This is a genomic window from Lysobacter enzymogenes, assembly GCF_900106525.1.
Classification (GTDB): Bacteria; Pseudomonadota; Gammaproteobacteria; order Xanthomonadales; family Xanthomonadaceae; genus Lysobacter; species Lysobacter enzymogenes.
In genome coordinates this window covers 872,849-891,453 of record NZ_FNOG01000001.1, presented here as the reverse complement: position 1 = coordinate 891,453, position 18,605 = coordinate 872,849, and the positions used below count along the sequence as shown (strand labels likewise).

The 18,605-nt window shown below is 69.7% G+C and carries 17 protein-coding genes; 10 read left to right on the top strand and 7 right to left on the bottom strand.

Annotated features, from left to right (window positions below):
- Window positions 1–69 precede the first annotated feature (69 nt).
- Window positions 70–330 carry a DUF6053 domain-containing protein gene (locus BLU84_RS28215; protein WP_425479303.1) on the top strand — a complete coding sequence of 87 codons (261 nt, stop codon included), beginning with the start codon at window positions 70–72 and terminating at the stop codon, window positions 328–330.
- 164 nt (window positions 331–494) lie between these two features.
- On the top strand, window positions 495–2,108 hold the full coding sequence (locus tag BLU84_RS03875) for a PKD domain-containing protein (RefSeq protein ID WP_083382288.1): 1,614 nt from the start codon (window positions 495–497) through the stop codon (window positions 2,106–2,108).
- A gap of 205 nt (window positions 2,109–2,313) precedes the next feature.
- On the opposite strand, the gene ahpD is transcribed toward BLU84_RS03875, so the two are convergent.
- Together ahpD and BLU84_RS03865 are read right to left on the bottom strand one after the other, a co-directional pair.
- Window positions 2,314–2,841 carry an alkylhydroperoxidase, AhpD family gene (gene ahpD, locus BLU84_RS03870; RefSeq protein ID WP_074863053.1) on the bottom strand — a complete coding sequence of 176 codons (528 nt, stop codon included), beginning with the start codon at window positions 2,839–2,841 and terminating at the stop codon, window positions 2,314–2,316.
- Between the two features lie 394 nt (window positions 2,842–3,235).
- Complete coding sequence (locus BLU84_RS03865; protein ID WP_074863051.1) at window positions 3,236–3,775, bottom strand: peroxiredoxin; 540 nt, start codon at window positions 3,773–3,775, stop codon at window positions 3,236–3,238.
- 165 nt (window positions 3,776–3,940) lie between these two features.
- Between BLU84_RS03865 and oxyR the strand changes: the two genes are divergently transcribed.
- The 3 genes from oxyR (at window position 3,941) to BLU84_RS03850 (ending at window position 6,296) form a co-directional block, all read left to right on the top strand.
- Complete coding sequence (gene oxyR / locus BLU84_RS03860; RefSeq protein ID WP_074863048.1) at window positions 3,941–4,888, top strand: DNA-binding transcriptional regulator OxyR; 948 nt, start codon at window positions 3,941–3,943, stop codon at window positions 4,886–4,888.
- Window positions 4,885–5,535 (top strand): hypothetical protein, encoded by a 651-nt coding sequence (locus BLU84_RS03855; protein ID WP_074863045.1) that lies wholly within the window; start codon window positions 4,885–4,887, stop codon window positions 5,533–5,535. Before oxyR ends, BLU84_RS03855 begins: the two co-directional genes overlap by 4 nt.
- Window positions 5,536–5,723: 188 nt before the next feature.
- A complete protein-coding gene (locus BLU84_RS03850) occupies window positions 5,724–6,296 on the top strand; it encodes a DJ-1/PfpI family protein (RefSeq protein ID WP_074863040.1) in 573 nt (190 codons plus the stop codon).
- Between the two features lie 61 nt (window positions 6,297–6,357).
- On the opposite strand, the gene msrA is transcribed toward BLU84_RS03850, so the two are convergent.
- Window positions 6,358–7,008 carry a peptide-methionine (S)-S-oxide reductase MsrA gene (gene msrA / locus BLU84_RS03845; RefSeq protein ID WP_074863338.1) on the bottom strand — a complete coding sequence of 217 codons (651 nt, stop codon included), beginning with the start codon at window positions 7,006–7,008 and terminating at the stop codon, window positions 6,358–6,360.
- A 233-nt stretch (window positions 7,009–7,241) separates the two neighbouring features.
- Here msrA and BLU84_RS03840 point away from each other — a divergent pair, with 233 nt between their 5' ends.
- Window positions 7,242–8,915: a peptide-N4-asparagine amidase gene (locus BLU84_RS03840; protein WP_074863336.1), complete on the top strand. Its 1,674-nt coding sequence runs from the start codon at window positions 7,242–7,244 to the stop codon at window positions 8,913–8,915.
- A 316-nt stretch (window positions 8,916–9,231) separates the two neighbouring features.
- On the opposite strand, the gene BLU84_RS03835 is transcribed toward BLU84_RS03840, so the two are convergent.
- From BLU84_RS03835 to BLU84_RS03825, 3 genes are all read right to left on the bottom strand, one after another.
- Complete coding sequence (locus BLU84_RS03835; protein WP_074863039.1) at window positions 9,232–9,762, bottom strand: adenine phosphoribosyltransferase; 531 nt, start codon at window positions 9,760–9,762, stop codon at window positions 9,232–9,234.
- 63 nt (window positions 9,763–9,825) lie between these two features.
- Window positions 9,826–10,770, bottom strand: a complete 945-nt coding sequence (locus tag BLU84_RS03830) for a DMT family transporter (protein WP_074863038.1) — start codon at window positions 10,768–10,770, stop codon at window positions 9,826–9,828.
- A 238-nt stretch (window positions 10,771–11,008) separates the two neighbouring features.
- Window positions 11,009–11,278, bottom strand: a complete 270-nt coding sequence (locus BLU84_RS03825) for a putative signal transducing protein (RefSeq protein WP_074863037.1) — start codon at window positions 11,276–11,278, stop codon at window positions 11,009–11,011.
- Between the two features lie 333 nt (window positions 11,279–11,611).
- Between BLU84_RS03825 and BLU84_RS03820 the strand changes: the two genes are divergently transcribed.
- From BLU84_RS03820 to BLU84_RS03805, 4 genes are all read left to right on the top strand, one after another.
- Window positions 11,612–13,375, top strand: coding sequence for a glutamine--tRNA ligase/YqeY domain fusion protein (locus tag BLU84_RS03820; RefSeq protein WP_074863334.1), 1,764 nt, complete (start codon window positions 11,612–11,614; stop codon window positions 13,373–13,375).
- A 10-nt stretch (window positions 13,376–13,385) separates the two neighbouring features.
- On the top strand, window positions 13,386–13,961 hold the full coding sequence (locus BLU84_RS03815; protein ID WP_074863033.1) for a nucleoside deaminase: 576 nt from the start codon (window positions 13,386–13,388) through the stop codon (window positions 13,959–13,961).
- A 293-nt stretch (window positions 13,962–14,254) separates the two neighbouring features.
- Window positions 14,255–15,325: a 23S rRNA (cytidine(2498)-2'-O)-methyltransferase RlmM gene (gene rlmM / locus BLU84_RS03810; protein WP_074863031.1), complete on the top strand. Its 1,071-nt coding sequence runs from the start codon at window positions 14,255–14,257 to the stop codon at window positions 15,323–15,325.
- A gap of 178 nt (window positions 15,326–15,503) precedes the next feature.
- Entirely contained in the window at window positions 15,504–16,193 is a 690-nt protein-coding gene (locus BLU84_RS03805) for an EF-hand domain-containing protein (RefSeq protein WP_074863029.1), read from the top strand.
- 478 nt (window positions 16,194–16,671) lie between these two features.
- On the opposite strand, the gene BLU84_RS03800 is transcribed toward BLU84_RS03805, so the two are convergent.
- Window positions 16,672–18,519: a DUF1302 domain-containing protein gene (locus BLU84_RS03800; RefSeq protein WP_074863027.1), complete on the bottom strand. Its 1,848-nt coding sequence runs from the start codon at window positions 18,517–18,519 to the stop codon at window positions 16,672–16,674.
- Between the last annotated feature and the right edge of the window lie 86 nt (window positions 18,520–18,605).

Genomic DNA, 18,605 nt, shown 5'->3' with positions numbered 1-18,605 from the left:
GAAAAGCGTCGGGGCTGAAGTCCCTCCTACAAAGAGGCCAGGCAGCCCAGTGCCGACGCCTTCGCTCTTGTGGGAGGGGCTTCAGCCCCGACGCTGTTGGCTCAAGTCGCCGGAATCTCCGTCGCAAACGGATCGGAACGCATCGGCGCTGAAGCCCCTCCTACAAACGCGGCGGTGGGAAAGACGGCGGCGCGCTTCGCGCAGGCGCGTGCTGCGCCGCAGCGCGGGTGCGCACGCGCATCGCATCCATCGCCATCGTGCGCTTCGCCGCGGCGCCACGCGCAGCCGTTTGATCGCATGGGAAAAACTTCACCGAACCGGCGCGGTTAAACGTTTTTCCCTTGTTTAAATCGATCTAAATATTGACACCGGCAAATCCCCGCTCGCACTGTCGCCGCGTCGCCACGACGGCGACAGGCCGGCGCGGCACGGTGCGCGCGGCTCTTCCGTCCATCGCCGCGTCCTCGCCGACGCCCATCGCAGGGAACCGCACCATGCCCAAGCCGACACCGCACTCCACCGCCTCCGCCCGTACGCGCCGCCGCTGCTGCGCCAGCGCCCTGGCGCTGTCGCTGGCCGCCCTCGCCGCGCCCGCGGTCGGCGCCGAATCGGCGATCTTCGGCGGCGGCCCGTTCTATTCGGGCGGGCAGACCGTCATCAACGATCTCAAGGCCTCGGGCTTCACCACCGTGTTCCTGTGGAGCATCCACATCGAGGACAACGGCGACCTGGTCTACAACGACATTCCCATCGTCAAGAACGGCGCCTACATCGGCGGCGATGCCGACTGGCCGGCGCGGCTGGCTTCGCTGAAGACCGCGCCGACCTCGGTCAAGCGGGTCGAAGTCTCGATCGGCGCCTGGGGCGTGCCCGACTTCGAGCGCATGGCCAAGCTCGCCAACGGCACCGCCGCCGGCTGCGGCACGACCATCGTCTGCGGCACCGGCAGCGGCAGCATCCTTTACCGCAATTTCCAGGCGCTCAAGACCGTCACCGGCGCCGATGCGGTCAACTTCGACGACGAGAGTTATTACAACGTCGCCGACACGACGACGTTCGGCAACATGCTGGTCGGGCTCGGCTACAAGATCACCTTCGCGCCGTACACCAACCAGACGTTCTGGAAGGGCGTGAAAGACAATCTCGGCGCCTCGGTCGACCGCATCTACCTGCAGGTCTACGACGGCGGCGCCGGCAACAACCCGGCCACCTGGAACACCGCGATGGGCATGACCGTCATGCCCGGCCTGTGGACCAAGCACGGCAGCGGCTGCAGCGCCGGCGACAGCCCCGCCTCGGTGGAAAGCCGCATGGCCGGCTGGAAGACCAGCGCCGGCATCAGCGGCGGCTTCCTGTGGCTGTACGACGACATCCAGAAGTGCTGGGCGCAGGGCACCAGCGCGCAGTACGCGGCGGCGATCAACAACGCGCTCAGCGGCAACACCGCGCCGGTGGCCAACTTCGGCGTAACCGTCAACGGCCTCACTGCGAGCTTCAGCGATTCCTCCAGTGACGCCGACGGCAGCATCGCCTCGCGCAGCTGGAACTTCGGCGACGGTTCGAGCTCGACCGCGACCAACCCGGCGCATGCCTACGCCAGCGCCGGCAACTACACCGTCAGCCTCACCGTGACCGACAACGGCGGCGCGAGCAACACCAAGACCTCGACCGTCTCGGTCGGCGCCGGCAACGTCAATCTGGCGCTCAACAAGCCCACCACCAGTTCGGCCGCGTGCAACAGCAACGAAAACGGGGCCAAGGCGGTCAACGGCAGCGTCTCCGGCGGCACCACCGACAAGTTCTGCTCGCTGGCCTCGCCGGCGTGGCTGCAGGTCGATCTGGGCTCGGCGCAGACGGTCAGCAGCTTCACGGTCAAGCACGCCGGCGCCGGCGGCGAACAGGCCAGCTGGAACAGCAAGGCCTTCACCATCCAGACCTCGACCAACGGCAGCAGCTGGAGCACGCCGGTGTCGGCGACGGCGAACACCGGCAACACCTCGACCCACGCGATCACCGCGACTTCGGCGCGCTACATCAAGCTCAACGTGACCACGCCGACCCAGAACGGCGATCCGGCTACGCGGATCTACGAGTTCGAGGTGCGCTGAGGCGCGGCGCGGTTCCGATAGCTCCCTGTAGGAGCGGCGCGAGCCGCGACCGCGACAACGCAGCTGTTGCGCGGATTTCGGCGCAGTTGCGTTGTCGCGGTCGCGGCTCGCGCCGCTCCTACAGGTAGCGAACCGACTAAAAAAAGATCGCCGGCGTTGCCGCCGGCGATCCCCTACCACCATCCAACTTTTACGGCGGGTTCGCTCAGGCTTGCTCGAGCGCCACCGCCACCGCGTGCACCACCGCGGCGATCTTGAGCGCGCTCTGCACGCCCTGCGCGCTGATCTCGTGCTTGCGCAGCACCTTCTCGTGCGAATCCATGCAGGCGCCGCAACCGTTGATCGCCGACACCGCCAGCGAGGCCAATTCGAAGGTCATCTTGTCGATGCCCGGGTTGGCCATGATGTTCATGCGCAGGCCGGCGCGCAGCTGGCCATACTCTTCGTTCTGGATCAGGTGGGTGGCGCGGTAATAGATGTTGTTCATGCCCATCACCGCCGCGGCGGCCTTGGCGCCGGCGATTTCCTCGGGCGACAGCTTCTCGGCGGCGAAGGCTTCCACCGCTTGCGTCAGCGGCTTGTAGCGCGAGGCGATCGCGCACGACAGGGCGATGGCGCGGATCTGCTTGGCGTCCAGGCCCTGCGAACCGGCGTCGCTGAGCACGCTGTCGAGGTTGAGCTTGAGGTCCTTGGCGTAGTCGGGAAGCGCGTTGCGAAGATCGGTGAGGCTCATCGGGAAGCTCCTGGAATCCTGGAATCGGGGAAACGCTGCGAAGCGGGCAGGCTCATGCGCCTGGCGGGCGTGCGCACGCGCACGGCTGGCTGGGACGGAACCTGGAAAGACCGCGACCGCGCGTGCAGCGAGGTAAAAACAGCCGGGGCGGACCCCGGCTGCAGGCACCCGCACGGAGGGGAGGGAAGCCGGTGTGAGGTGCGACCGGCCGCATGCGGGGTGGTGCCGAAGAAGACTGCGCGGCCGGCGCGAACCGGCAGCGCAGGTAGAACGCATAAATCGAAACCTAGGGGGCGCCGGGTCACGCAATCCGTCGCCGCCGCAGAAACATCGCGAAGCCGAAACTCTGCGCGGGGCCGCCGTTCGCAGCGGCCCGCGCCGAGCGCCTTGCGGCTTAGGCGACCTTCAGGGTGTTCTCGCCCTGGTTCCAGTTGCACGGGCACAGCTCGTCGGTCTGCAGCGCGTCGAGCACGCGCAGCACTTCCTGCGGGTTGCGGCCGACCGAACCGTCGGTGACGTAGACGAAGCGGATGATGCCGTCCGGGTCGACCAGGAAGGTCGCGCGCTGGGCGACGCCGTCGTCGGTCAGGATGCCCAGGGCCGAGGTCAGGTCCTTCTTGATGTCGGCCAGCATGGGGAACGGCAGGTCGCGCAGGTCCTTGTGGTCCTTGCGCCAGGCCAGGTGGACGAACTCGCTGTCGGTGGAGGCGGCCAGCACCTGGCAGTCGCGGTCCAGGAACTGCTGGTTCAGGTCGCCGAAGCCCTTGATCTCGGTCGGGCAGACGAAGGTGAAGTCCTTCGGGTAGAAGAACACCAGCAGCCACTTGCCCTTGTAGGTGTCGTTGTCGATGTCCGCGAAGGCGGTGTCGAGGTTGTCGATGCCGACGGTGGCCTTGACCTTGAATTTCGGGAACTTTTCGCCGATCGAAAGCATGCGGGTATCTCCTGGATGGGATGGGAGTGGTGATGAACGGGGGTTGCGACGAAGTCTCTACGTCGCCAGGCACAACTTATGTTGCGTATGTTGCGCTACAGCAATTGATTACTGAAATGAATTGTTCCTATTATGCCGATAGCCATCTTCAATTGACAGCCGACCATGAACCTTCGAGACCTCAAATATCTGGTCGCCCTCGCCGATCACAAGCACTTCGGCCGCGCCGCCGCGGCCAGCTTCGTGAGTCAGCCCACGCTTTCGACCCAGATCAAGAAGCTCGAGGACGAACTCGGCGTGTCCCTGGTCGAGCGCGCGCCGCGGCGGGTGATGCTGACCCCGGTCGGGCGCGACATCGCCGAGCGCGCGCGCAAGGTCATCGCCGATGTCGAGCAGATGAGCGAGATCGCGCGCCGCAGCCAGGACCCTGAGGCCGGCACCGTGCGCCTGGGCCTGTTCCCGACCCTGGGCCCGTACCTGCTGCCGCACGTGGTGCCGAACCTGCGCAAGCGCTTCCCGCGCCTGGAGCTGCTGCTGGTGGAGGAGAAGACCGACCAGATCCTCGCCCGCCTGCGCGACGGCCGCCTGGACGCCGGCCTGCTGGCGCTGCCGATCCACGACGACCAACTGCACGTCGAGCCGCTGTTCGACGAGCCCTTCATCCTGGCGGTGCCGCAGCAGCACCCGATGGCCGCGCGCGACACCCTGGACCTGCACGACCTCGACGACCAGCACCTGCTGCTGCTCGAAGAAGGCCATTGCCTGCGCGACCAGGCCCTGGACGTGTGCCGCCTGGCCGGCGCCGACGAGCGCGACGGCTTCCGCGCCACCAGCCTGGAGACGCTGCGGCAGATGGTCGCCGCCGGCGTCGGCATCACCTTGCTGCCGACCCTGGCGGTGCAGCCGCCGGTGCCGAACTCGCCCGACATCCGCCTGCTGCGCTTCAACGGCGCCGCGCCGCACCGGCAGATCGGCATGCTGTGGCGGCGCAGTTCGGCGATGTCGGAGTTCCTGATGCAACTGGCCGACGAGCTGCGCAAGCTGCCGCCCGCGCTGCTGCAGCCGCCGGGCAACGTCGCGGGCAAGCGCAAGCAGGCGCCGCAGCCGCGGTGATCGAGATCCGGCGCGACTGGATCGCCGCGGCGCTGGCGCTCAGCGCGATCGGCTGGTGGTATTCGCCGCTGTCGCCGCGTGCGCCGTACTTTCCGGCCGTGGCGCCCGGCGATACGCCGCGCTGCCCGCCGCCGCCGCTGGTCGCCGCCGGCGCCGAGCCGCTGCAGACCGCGGTGCCGGACGGGCTGGCGCCGTTCCGGCTGGAACCGGGCACGCTGACGCCGCTGGCCGGCTTCAGCCTCGATGCGCGGGTGCTGTCGCGGCGCGACTACCGCAGCGACCGGCTGGCCGATTTCGCGCCGACCGACCTGGCCGTAGGTTGGGGCCGGCTGAGCGAGGACGCGGTGCTGGCGCGCATGAGCTTCCGCCAGGAAGTGCGCTTCCTCAGCTACTACTGGCCCGAGCGTCCGCCGCTGCCGATGCAGGAAATCGGCCGTTCCACCGCCAACTTGCACATCATCCCGGCCGACGCCGCGGTCGCGCAGGCGCTCAAGCGCGCGCGCACCGGCGAGCGGGTGCGCGTGGACGGCTGGCTGGTGCGGATCGATGCGCGCGACGGCTGGCAGGCGATCAGTTCGCTGAGCCGCGACGACCAGGGCGCCGGCGCTTGCGAAATCGTCTACGCCTGCGCGATCGCATCGCGCTGAGGCCGGGCGCGCCGCGTCGCCGCCCGCTGGCGACGCGGATCGCGCTCGTCGACATCGCACTTATCGAAATCGCGCCCATCAGCCATAGCGCGTATCGACAATCGTCTCTGCGACTCTGACGGCCGTCACTGGCGAGGCGCACGCGCGCGTTCGAACATGCGCGCCTGCCTTCCCAGGAACTCGTCCAAATGACCCGACGCATCGTTTTGCTGATGATCGACCGCCCCGCCGATTGGGAATACGGCCCGCTGGTCGGCGCCGCGCATGCGTGGTTCGGCATCGACGTGGTCAGCGCCAGCATCGACGCCGCGCCGCTGACCACGATGGGCGGGCTGAGCCTGCAACCGCAGCGGCGCCTGCAGGAACTCGCCGCCGACGACGCCGACCTGTGGGTGGTGCCCGGCAGTCCGCTGTGGGACGAAGCGCCCGCACCGGCGCCGATCGTGCATGCGCTGCGCGAACGCGCCGCGCGCGGCGGCGCCATCGCCGGCATCTGCGGCGGCACCCGCGCGCTGGCCGCGGCCGGGCTGTTGAACGCACGCGCTCACACCAGCAACGAACCGGGTTATCTCGACGCGGTGCCCGGCTACAGCGGCCAGGCGCATTACCGCGAACAGGCCTGCGTCAGCGCCGACGGCATCGTGACCGCGCCGGGTACCTCGCCGGTTTCCTTCGCCGAAGCCTGTCTGCTGCGGGTGTTGCCGGAGCAGGCCGAAGGCATCGCGCAGATGCGCGCGATGTTCGCGCGCGAATTCGCCTGAGCCTTGCGCCCAGGCCGCGCCCGCGCGGCGGTGCGGCTTCGCACCGCCGCGCAGTCGCGCCTCAGAGCGCGCCGATCGGGCAGCTCACGCCGGTGCCGCCCAGGCCGCAATAACCGGCCGGATTCTTCGCCAGATACTGCTGGTGATCGTCCTCGGCGTAATAGAACTCCGGCGCCGGCGGCGCGGTGATTTCGGTGGTGATCTCGCCGAATCCGGCCTCGCGCAACTTGGCCTGGAACGCGTCGCGGCTGCTCAGCGCGGCGCGGTACTGGCCTTCGTCCTCGCAATAGATCGCCGAGCGGTATTGGCTGCCGGTGTCGTTGCCCTGGCGCATGCCCTGGGTCGGGTCGTGGCTTTCCCAGAACACCTTCAGCAGCTCGTCGAAGCCGATCTTGGCCGGGTCGTAGACCACCAGCACGGTCTCGGCATGGCCGGTCTGGCCGCTGCAGACCTCGCGGTAGGTCGGGTTGGGCGTGTAGCCGCCGGAATAACCGACCGCGGTGACCGCCACGCCCGGCAGCGACCAGAACTTGCGCTCGGCGCCCCAAAAGCAACCCAGACCGAACTGCACCCGCGCCAGCCCCGGGTAGGCATCGCGCAGCTTGGCGCCGCTGAGGTAGTGGGCGTTGTGCAAGGGCATCGGCGTCGCGCGGCCCGGCAGCGCGTCTTCGCGCTGCGGCATGCGCTGCTTGAACGCGCCAATACCGGGGATGAAGGAACCGGCCATCGTCTGCCTCCGTAGCAACGGGATGGTGATGCGGGGTGTGGCGGCATCGCCGCCGTGCCAATGAAATGCGGCGCCGGTCGCAGGATTCAAGGCACCGGCGCGCATGCGCGCCTTGCCGCCGCGCGCGCCGGGCGGGAAGCTCGATCTTGCGCGAACGCCGCGCGGCGCCGCCCGCGTCGCGCGGCCCGCCTCCCCTGCCCGCCGCCAAGGATGCCCCGATGTCCGCACGCCCCGCTTCCCGCCTGAACGCGACTGCGCACCGCACTGCCGCGCGCCTGCCCGCCCTGGTCCTGGCCCTGCTGTGCGCCCACGCCGCGCCGGCGCTGGCCGCCGACGAGTTCGGCAGCGACTGGGACGACCCGCGTACCGCCGACCCGCCGGTGGCGCGGCCGGCCACGCGCAGCTGCACGGTCGAAATCCTCGACACCGCCTTCGCCGACTTCGACTGGCACCTGGGCCAGATCGCGCCGCCGGCCGCCTGCCCCGGCCCATGGAGCAAGGTCGTCCTGGAGATGGACGGACAGGTCAAGGGCGTGCAGTACGACCGCCTCGGCCATCTGGAGATCGGCGGCGTCACCGTGTTCTCCACCAGCACGCCGGAGCCCTCGCGCGACGGCATCGGCTGGCATGTGGAGAAGGACATCAGCGGCTACGCCGCGCTGCTGAAATCGCCGCAGCAGGTGCGCATGGCGCTGGGCAACGTGGTCAACGACACCTACACCGGGGTGATCTACGTGCAGGCGCGGGTGGTGTTCTACAACGCCGACCGCCGCCATCCCGCCGTCGACAGCGCCGACGCGGTCGCACCGCTGGCCAACGCGCGCCGCGACGGCGGCGACCTGGTCGGCGAATACACCCTGCCGGCCAACGCCACGCGCTGGTCGGGCGAGGTCTATGCCACCGGTTCCGGCGGCGGCTGCGAGGAGTTCTGGTACTTCACCGCGCCGCCGGAGGCGAACTATTCCTGCCCGGCCCAGCACGGGCCGTACCGCGAAGTGCAGGTGCTGATCGACGGCCGCGTGGCCGGCATCGCCATGCCCTACCCGCACATCTACACCGGCGGCTGGTCGAACCCGTTCCTGTGGTACGTGCTGCCGGCGCCGCGCGCGTTCAACATCGAGCCGATCCGCTACGACCTCACCCCCTTCATCGGCCTGGTCAACGACGGCCGCGCGCACGAGGTGCGTTTCCGCGTCGCCAACCTGCCCGACGGCGCCTCGGGCTGGACCTTGCAGCCCAACCTGCAGGCCTGGACCGACCCGCGCCGCGGCGCCACCGGCGGGCGCCTGCTGAGCTACGAGCTGACCCCGCTGGCGGCGCGCTCGACCTACACCGCCAAGCCCGATGGAACCTTCCAGGTCGACACCCGCGGCGGCCACCGCCTGCGCGCGACCGGTTATGTCGATACGTCCAAGGGTCGCGAATACACCACGGTCGAACGCATCGTCGGCAATACCGGGCTGCACACTTGGGGCGCCGACGAGAACCCGGACGGCATCAACGCGCAGTGGAACGACACCCAGACCGTGCGCCGCCTCGGCCGCGGCCTGCCGACGGTGTCGACCCTGGCCCAGCGCTTCGGCTTCGACGGCGCGATCAGCGTGACCCCGTCGGGCAGCGCGCAGCGCATCGTCACCACGATGAAGATCTTCGACCACGCCGACTGGCTGCAGACCCCGGGCCTGGGCCAGCCGGCCGCGGCGCAGGTCAAGCGCAACACCTTCGAAGGCGAAGCCGGCTGGAACTACGGCGTGCCGCGGCCGGAGCGGCACGCCACCGGCCATTCGACCCAGCGCCATCGCAGCTACGGCACGCAGGGCTGCTACGACCACGAGATATCGCAGCGCAACGGGTTCATCGACACGGATCGGTATCGCTGCGGGGCGCCGTAAGCCGGTATCGCGGAATCGTCGCGTTGCTTCGCGCTGCGGCGTGGAGCGGCGCGGCGGTTGCGGGAGCGGCGCCGGGCGGCGTGGCGGCGCGGTCGCGGCTTGCGCCGCTCCTACAGGGGCTGCGGGCGGTTTCGTGCGGTCCGCAGGTGGAACCCGGCTCGATCGCGGCGGCGCTGGGCGGCGTGGTGGCGCAGTCGCGGCTTGCGCCGCTCCTACAGGTAGCCCAGGGGCGATCCGCAGCCCCTGTAGGAGCGGCGCGAGCCGCGACCGCGATCTTTCACGATCGCGGCGCCGCTTCGATCAGGCGCCGCTTCGATCAATAACGCAGCAACGAATGCACCGGCGCCTCGCCGCTCCAGCGCGAGCGCCCGCCCAGCGCCGGCAGCTCGATCAGCACGCTGGCGCCGACCAGCACCGCGTCCAGCCGTTCGACCAGTTCGCGCGCCGCCGCCAGGGTGCCGCCGGTGGCCAGCACGTCGTCGACGATCAAGGTGCGCTCGCCGGGTTTGAGCGCGTCGCTGCGCGCCTGCAAGGCATCGCGGCCGTATTCCAGCTCGTATTCCACCGTCACCAGCGGCGGCGGCAGCTTGCCCGGCTTGCGCAACGGCACGAAGCCGGCGTGCAGCTTCTGCGCCAGCGCCGCGCCGAAGATGAAGCCGCGCGATTCGATCCCGCACACCGCCTGCACGCCGCTGCCCTGCCAGGGCTCGGCCAGCGCGTCGATGCAGCGGGCGAAGCCGCCGGCGTCGGCCAGCAGCGGGGTGACGTCGCGGAAGGTCACGCCGGGCTTGGGGAAGTCGGCGACGCTGCGGATCAGGCGCTGGATCGGGAGGAGAGGATCGGTCATGAGCGAAAACAGGCGATGAGGGGGGAATGAAAGAAGTGTGCGGCGCCGCGGCGTTGGGCCGCGTCAACGCGGCTTGCGCGAGAACAGCGGTTGGTCGCCGCGGGCCAGGCCGAGGAAGATGCCGGCCAGCGACAAGGCGATGCCGAGCAGCTCCAGCCCGCCGAGCTGCTTGTGGAAGATCAGCACGTCCCAGACATAGGCCAGCAACGGCTGCAGCAGCAGGCACAGGCCGACGATGCCGGCCGGCAGCAGCGGCATCGCCCGGCCGATCACCAGCCAGCCCAGCACCTGGGCGATGGCGGCGTAGGCGGTCAGGATCAGCCAGTCGTGCGCGGTTTGCGGCCACATGTTTTCGCCGCCCAGCGGCACGGTCGCGCCGAGCACGAGCACGCAGCCCAGGCACAGCCACCATTGCAGCGCCTCGTTGGGCGCCTCGCCGCGGCGCGCCTGGGCGGCGCGGAAGGCCAGCAGGAAACCGCCGTAGGCCAGCGCCGCGGCCAGGCCGAAGAACACGCCGAGGCGGAAGCGCGCGTCCATGTGCTCCCAGCCCGGCGCCAGCAGCAGCGCCAGCCCGACCAGGCCCAGGCTCAGGCCGACCCACAGCTTCCAGCCGGCGCGCTCGCCCAGGAACAGCGCGCCGGCGCCGGCCAGCACGAACACCTGGAAATTGGCCAGCAGCGTCGACAGGCCGACGCCGACATAGACGATGGAGCGGTGCCACATCCACAAGTCGAAGGCCAGGAACACCGCGCTGAGCATCACCAGGCCGAGCACGCGCGGCGCCGGCCGCCACGCGCGCAGGCGGCCGGGCCGCCACGGCTGGCCCAGCAACAGCAGCAAGATCGCCGCGGCCAGCGCCATGCGCCAGAACGCCGACGCGCCCGGGCCGATCCCGACCCAGCGCACGAACACCGCCGAACTGCTGATGACGCTGGCGCCGAGCAGCATCTGCAGCAGCGGCCCGTTGCCGGAGGCGGCGGGCGACGTGGACGACGAGGCGGCGTTCATGCGCGCCCCCGGGAAATGCGGCGATCGATGCGACAGATCATGGAAAAACTCCGGTAATCCGCCCGCGGCGCACCGCAGGCGGCGCGTCCGTCGCGGCGGCCGGCGCTGCGCCGGCCGCGCCGCTGCGGGCGCGAAGGGTTCGAAGACAGGTGGGGCCGGGAGCGACCCCGGCGCGGCCCGCGGCCGTAACCGGGACCGTGGGCGCCTCAGGCGCCCGGGCGAGCGGCGACGGCGCCGCTCAGGCCGGCAGCCACGCCGGTGGCGACAGCGTCGCCGGCGGCTCCGGCTCGGCCGGCGGGTCGCCCAGGGCCAGCGCCTGGACCACCTCGTCGGCCTGCGGCCAGGCCGGATCCGGCACGCAGACCTGGACCGCGCCGAACAACGGCAGCTCGCCCATCCCGCCGACCAGGGCCTCGCCGCGCAGAAACACCGGAATCCCGGCATCTTCCAGCGCATGGCGGACCAGATGGGCGTCGATCAGGTGGGCGGCTTCGTAGACGACTCGCATCGTCGCGTCCTTCGGCCGGCAGGCCAGGCGGGTTCGCGGCCAGCATACGCCGCAACGCCGCGCCGGGCGTATCCACATTCGTCATGTTCGGGCGCGCAAAGCGTCCCAATCGTGCAACGCCGCGCGAACCGGCCGCTCGGGCAAACCGGGGCTGTGCAGCGCGGCCTGCGCCAAGGCGGCTCGCCCCCAGAACTGCCCGCCGCCGAGCGATCCGCCGCAAAACCGCCCCGCTCGAACCGGCCGCTTCCGGCGGCCTCCGGACCGCCCGCCCAGGCACGCCGGCGCCGCACCGGCTAAACTCCCGATTCTCCCTTTTCGAAGATGCCGCGCCGCATGTCCGCCGATCCGTCACGCCTTGCCCCCGAAACTCCGACCGATGCCGCCCCGGCGCAGAAGCAGGATTTCGTCCGCCAGATCGTCCGCGACGACCTGGCCAGCGGCAAGCACCAAGCGGTGCGCACGCGCTTCCCGCCCGAGCCCAACGGCTACCTGCACATCGGCCACGCCAAGGCGATCTGCCTGGATTTCGGCGTCGCCAGCGAGTTCGGCGGCCGCTGCAACCTGCGCTTCGACGACACCAACCCGGCCAAGGAAGACCCCGAGTACGTCGAGGCGATCCAGGAAGACGTGCGCTGGCTCGGCTTCGAATGGGCCGAGCTGCGCCACGCCTCGGACTACTTCGAGATGTTCTACCTGGCCGCGCAGAAGCTGATCCGCCAGGGCGACGCCTTCGTCTGCGACCTCAGCGCCGAGGAAGTGCGCGCCTACCGCGGCAGCCTCAACGAGCCGGGCCGCAACTCGCCGTATCGCGAGCGCAGCGTCGAGGAGAACCTCGACCTGTTCGCGCGCATGCGCGCCGGCGAGTTCGCCGACGGCGCGCGCACCCTGCGCGCCAAGATCGACATGGCCTCGGGCAACATCAACCTGCGCGACCCGGCGCTGTACCGGATCAAGAAGGTCGCCCACCAGAACACCGGCGACGCCTGGCCGATCTACCCGATGTACGACTTCGCCCACTCGCTCAGCGATTCGTGCGAAGGCATCACCCATTCGCTGTGCACGCTGGAGTTCGAAGACCACCGCCCGCTGTACGACTGGTGCGTGGCCCGGGTCGACCTGCCCAACTCGCCGGACCTGCTGGCGCCGCTGCTGGCCAAGGGCTACCCGAACGAGGCGGCGATCCCGCGCCAGATCGAGTTCTCGCGCGCCAACCTCAACTACACCGTGATGAGCAAGCGCAAGCTCATGGTGCTGGTGCAGGAAAAGCTCGTCGACGGCTGGGACGACCCGCGCATGCCGACCCTGCAGGGCATCCGCCGCCGCGGCTACACCCCGGCGTCGCTGCGCCTGTGGGCCGAGCGCCTGGGCGTGAGCAAGCAGAACTCGGTGATCGACTACTCGGTGCTGGAAGGCTGCCTGCGCGAAGACCTCGACGCGGCCGCGGCGCGGCGCATGGCGGTGATCGACCCGCTCAAGCTGGTCATCGCCAACCTGCCCGACTCGCACGAAGAGTCGCTGCACTTCGCCAACCATCCCAAGGACGAGCGCTTCGGCTCGCGCCAGGTGCCGTTCTCCAACCAGTTGTGGATCGAGCGCGAGGACTTCGAGGAAGTCCCGCCCAAGGGCTTCAAGCGCCTGATCCCGGGCGGCGAAGTGCGCCTGCGCGGCGCCGGCATCCTGCGCTGCGACGAGGTGATCAAGGACGAGTCGGGCAAGGTCGTCGAACTGCGCGGCACGCTCGATCCCGAATCGCGCCCCGGCATGGCCGGCGCCGACCGCAAGATCAAGGGCACCATCCACTGGGTCAGCGCGCGCCACGCGGCGCAGGCGCAGATCCGCCTGTACGACCGCCTGTTCGACGTCGCAGCCCCGGACGACGACAGCGACGGCAAGACCTACCAGGATCATCTGAATCCGAATTCGCGCCGCACCGTCGTCGGCTATGTCGAGCCGTCGGCGGCGCAGGCCGCGCCGGAGCAGGCGTTCCAGTTCGAGCGCGTGGGCTACTTCGTCGCCGACCGCTACGACCACCGCAGCGACGCGCCGGTGTTCAACCGCAGCGTGACCCTGCGCGACACCTGGGCGAGCAAGGAATGAGCGCGCAACGATGAGCACGAAAATCCAGAACCCGCTGACCCGGCAGGTGCAGTTGCTGCTGCCGGACTGGATCGACGACGCGGTCGACCGCAGCCGCGTCTATGCCAGCGACGAGGATAAGGTCGCGCTGGCGATCGAGCTGTCGCGGCGCAACGTCGAACTGCGCACCGGCGGCCCGTTCGGCGCGGTGGTGTTCGACGGCCACGACCGCGTGGTCGGCGTCGGCGTCAACCGGGTGGTGCCGCAGAACTGCTCGGTCGCCCACGCCGAGATGATGGCCTTCATGTGCGCGCAGACCGCGGTCAGCCAGTTCCGCCTCAACGAACTGGGGCCGATGACCCTGGCCACCTCGGCCCAGCCGTGCTGCATGTGCTACGGCGCCAGCTTCTGGGCCGGCATCAACAACCTGCTGATCGGCGCGCGCTCGGAAGACGTGATGCGCCTGACCGAGTTCGACGAAGGCCCGCTGCCGGCGGACTGGATCGGCGAACTCGAACGCCGCGGCATCGCCGTGCGCCGCGATTTGCAACGCGAAGCGGCGTGCGAGGTGCTGCGCAAGTACGGCGAGAGCGGCGTTTCGTACTGAGACCGCGACGGCACGTCGAGCGCCGCCGCCGTTGCGAGGCTTTTCGTTCTGGCGCGACCGGAACCGATCGCCCGCCCCCCCACTGCGTCATTCCGGCGAAAGCCGGAACCCATTTTGATTTTGCTCTTGCCGTCCTGGCAGAGGCAGAAGCAACAGCAAAATGGGTTCCGGCTTTCGCCGGAATGACGCAGTGGAAAGAATTTCCCGCAACCGCAATCGCGGCGGCGCAACGGCGGTACCCCCCGACCGTCGCCTGTGCTTCACTTCCCCCATCCGTCCACGAGCTGCGCCCCATGACCGACTCCGCCCTGTTCTGCCTGTGCCGCGCCGGGTTCGAACCCGAGCTCGCCGCCGAACTGAGCGAGCGCGCCGCGCGCGCCGGCCATCCCGGCTACGCCCGCACCCAGCGCAACAGCGGCTATGTCGAGTTCGTGCTCGAGGACGCGGCCGCCGCGTCGCGCGCGCTGCCGTGGTCGGCGCTGATCTTCGCCCGGCAGAAGCTGGTGCGCCTGGCCGACCTGCGCGGCCTGGACCCGAGCGACCGCATCGCGCCGATGCTGGCCGCGCTCGACGCCGTCGGCGGCGCCGGCCTCAATGTGTCGTCGTTCGGCGAGCTGTGGGTGGAACATCCCGATTCCGACGAAGGCAAGCCGCTGGCCGGGCTGGCGCGCAGCTTCGGCAACGCGCTGCGCCCGGCGCTGCGCAAGGCCGGCTGGCTGAGCAAACACGACGACCCGAGCCGGCCGCGCCTGCACGTGGTCTTCCTCGCCGGCGACCACGCGGTGCTGGCGATGTCCGAACCGCTCGACAGCGCGCCGTGGCCGCTGGGCATCCCGCGCCTGAAGATGCATCCCGACGCGCCCAGCCGCTCCGCGCTGAAGCTCGAAGAGGCGCTGCTGACCCTGCTCGACCCGGAAGAACGCGAACGCCGCGTGCGCGACAACATGCAGGCCGCCGACCTCGGCGCCGCGCCCGGCGGCTGGACCTGGGTGCTGATGCGCAACGGCATGAAGGTCACCTCGGTCGACAACGGCCCGCTGCGCCAGGCCTTGCTCGACAGCGGCCGGGTCGATCACCTGCGCGCCGACGGTTTCACCTGGCAGCCCAAGCGCACGCTCGACTGGATGGTCTGCGACATGGTCGAGTCGCCGGCGCGCGTGGCCGAGCGCATGGCCACCTGGTTCCGCGAGAACTGGTGCCGGCAGGCGATCTTCAACCTCAAGCTGCCGATGAAGAAGCGCTGGGAAGAAACCCGGATCTGCCTGGAAGCGTTCGAGCATCAGGCCCACCGGCCGCTGATCGTGCGCGCGCGCCAGCTGTATCACGATCGCGAAGAGATCACGGTGTTCGCGACGCCGCGTTGAGCGACCGGCTTCGTATCTTCTCCCGCGCGGCGTTCATGCCGTCGACACATCGCTGAGCGCATCCGCAACGGCCGATCCTGAAGCCGCGCGCTGCGTTCATCGCGCGTTGCCGCGTTTAACATCGCATTGATCGCGCCCGGTTTAGCGTCGCCTCGTCCCCCACATCGAGGCGAGCACGATGCGAACGCATGCGATCAAGCGACACTCCCTGCTGATGCTGGCCACTGTCGCCGCGTTGGCCGCAAGCGCGGCTTCGGCGCAGGTGCCCGGCAAGGTCCAGTCCAAGCACGACGCGGTGGAAAAGGCCGACGTCGCCGCCCAGGACGCGCGCCAGGCGCGCGACAGCGCGAGCAGCGCCCAGGCCGCCGCCACCGCCGCCGCCCAGACCCGCCAGCAAGGCGCGATCAGCGAACGCGGCGCGATCGCCGCGCAGGCCACCGCGCAACAGGCCCAACGCGCCGCCGAAGACGCACGCCTAGCCTCGCAACAGGCCAAGCGCGCGTCCGAAGACGCGCGCTCCGCACAGGCCGCCGCGACCGCCGGCAGCAACCCGACCGGCGCCGCCATCGAAGCGCGCGCGGCCTTGAGCGAAGCGCGCACCGCCAACGCCGTCGCCGCCGATGCCGGCAGCGTCGCCCGCGCCGCCGCCGCGGCCACCGCCGAAGCCAACCAACTGCCCGACCGCGTGATCGCCCCGCCCAGCGACGGCCGCAGCGTCGACTTCGCCGCGCTCGACGCCAACGGCGACGGCGTCATCAGCCGCGAAGAATCGCGCGCGCACGGCGCACTGAGCGCAAACTTCCTGGCCGTGGACGTCGACGCCGACGGCCGCATCAGCGCCAACGAAATCGCCGCCTGGCGCCGTTGACGCGCCGCGCCACAAATTCACCGCGATAGCCACATGTGCTCCCTGTAGGAGCGGCGCAAGCCGCGACCGCGACAAGACAACTACGCCGCTACTCGCCTTAGCCGGAAAAGCGGGAGTCCGGACTTCGAACGTTCTCGCATGAGAAGCCCTGGATTCCCGCTTTCGCGGGAATGACGGCAATGCTCGCCTATCGAACAGCCGCGATTGCTCCCTGTAGGAGCGGCGCGAGCCGCGACCGAGACAAGACAACTACGCCGCTACTCGCCGCAGCCGGAAAAGCGGGAGTCCGGGACTTCGAACGTTCTCGCACGAGAAGCCCTGGATTCCCGCTTTCGCGGGAATGACGGTGTGGGAGGGGCGTCGCGCTGTCTGCTTCGCATCACACCCAGCGCCTCGTTTCTTTCGCCGCCCATCCTTCACTGAGCGTCTCTGCCACAACGCCTCAGCACCTCAGCCTCAGCATCTCAGGCTCAACAGCTCAAAACGTAGCCCCCACCGCCACGCTCGCATAATCGTGATCCGCCAACGGATCGTAATGCGCGCTGCCGGCGTAATCGGTGTAGCTCACACTGGCGAAATAGCGCGAACCGTACTTGGCCGACACGCCCAGGGTCAGCTGCCGCCGATCCTCGACCAGTTGATTGTCGATCGCAAACCCGCGCACGTCGTGACCGAAACTCAGGCTCGGCGATACCGTCCAGTCCGCGCCCAGCGCGTAGTCGAGCTGCGCGCGCAAGCGGTAGCCCCAGGCGTTGCGGGTGTAGAAACCTTGGTCGACGCAGCCGCGCGGGTTCTGGATCGGCGGGCAGGCGCCGCCGTAGCCCTGCGGCGAAAATCCCCAGTGGAAACCGCGGCCGTAGCGGGCCTGGCTCAACGGCGGCAGGTCGGCGCGGCTGAGCATCGCCTCGCCCGCCAGCGTCGCCTGCTTCGCGCCCAACACTCCGGCGAAACTGCGCTGCGCGTTCAACATCAACTGGTCCTTGTCGACCCGGTCGTAGCCGCGCAGCACCGCGCCCGGCGCTAGCGCCGCGTTGCGCGCGCCGATCGGCCCGCCGTTGCTGGTCAGCGCGCGGAACATGTCGGCGGTGTTGAGCTGCACCGGCTGGCCGCGCGTGTGCGAAAGCTCGGCGCCGAGGTTCCAACCGCGCCAGCGCGTCTGCGCGCTCAGGCCGAGGATGCGGATGTCGTCCGGGTATTCCCAGATCTCGCGGATCGTCGACAGCCGCGCCGACAGTTGCGCGTAAACCTCCGGCACGCCGGCGGCGATCAGCCGCGGCGCCATGCTCGGGTCGGTGCGCGCGGGGTCGATCACGGTCGCGTCCAGGTACGGCGCGCGCGAGTTGATGCGCAGGTAGTACGCGCCCCAGCCGCGGCCGCTGGCTTCGTCGCGATACCGCAGCGACAGCCCGTACTGGCCGCGGTCGCTGCCGTACCGGTCGCGGTCGCGCGGCAGGATCGCGCCCATCGATTGCATGAAGCCGTCGCTGAGCCACGGCCCGGCGCCGCTGGACGCGCTGTTGAGCGGGTAATACGCGTTGGACTGGATGCCGGCGCAGCCGCGCTCGATGCCCAGGTCGCTGCCGGAGAAGAACGTGCCGCAGGGGTCGTACTCCGACGGCCGCCAGTTCCACTGCCAGAAACCTTCCAGGCCCAGCTTCGAATCCAGCGTCCACTTCGTCCACAGCATCTCGACCGGGATCTGCGCTTCGCTGGCGGCATCGGTGCCGGGCCGGCGCAGCGTGGTGTAGTCGACCGGATTGATCTGGTTGACGCCGCTGAAGAACAGCCCGCCGCCCCACTTCACCGCCTGCTTGCCGACGCGCACGTCGAGCGCGCTGTCGTCGTCGAGCTTCAGGTGGCCGTAGACGTAGGCGTTGAGCCAGAGAAAACCGGAGAACTTGTTGGAACGCGAGAACCCCGCGTCGCTGAGCGGCGCCGACGGATCGAAGCCGTTGGGCACGTTGCCCTGGCGCACCTCGTGGCGGTCCAAGGTGGCGTCGTACCAGGTGCGCGCGCTGAGGTTGAGGCCGACGTCGCGGTACTTCAGGTCCAACGACTGGACGATCTTGAACAAGCTGGAGAACGCATCGCCGCGGCCGAAATTCAGATTGCCGTCGTCGGCGGTGTCGGCGCCGGTGCCGCCCTTGGGCCGGCCATCGGACGCGTAGCCCTTGCCGAGCAGATGCGGCTGCGCCTTGCCGGTGCGCACCGCGGTGCCGGCGACGACGCGGGTGGTCCATTGCCCGTGGACGCGGCCGTCGGCCAACTCGAAATCGGCAGCGGCGGCGGGTGCGGCGGCCAGCGCGGCGAGTATCGATGTGGACAAAACACACACTCGATACGTGAAAGAGCGACGTAAAAAATCAGCGGAAAACAGCAGAAAATCCGACATGCGCACCGATCCTGCAAAAC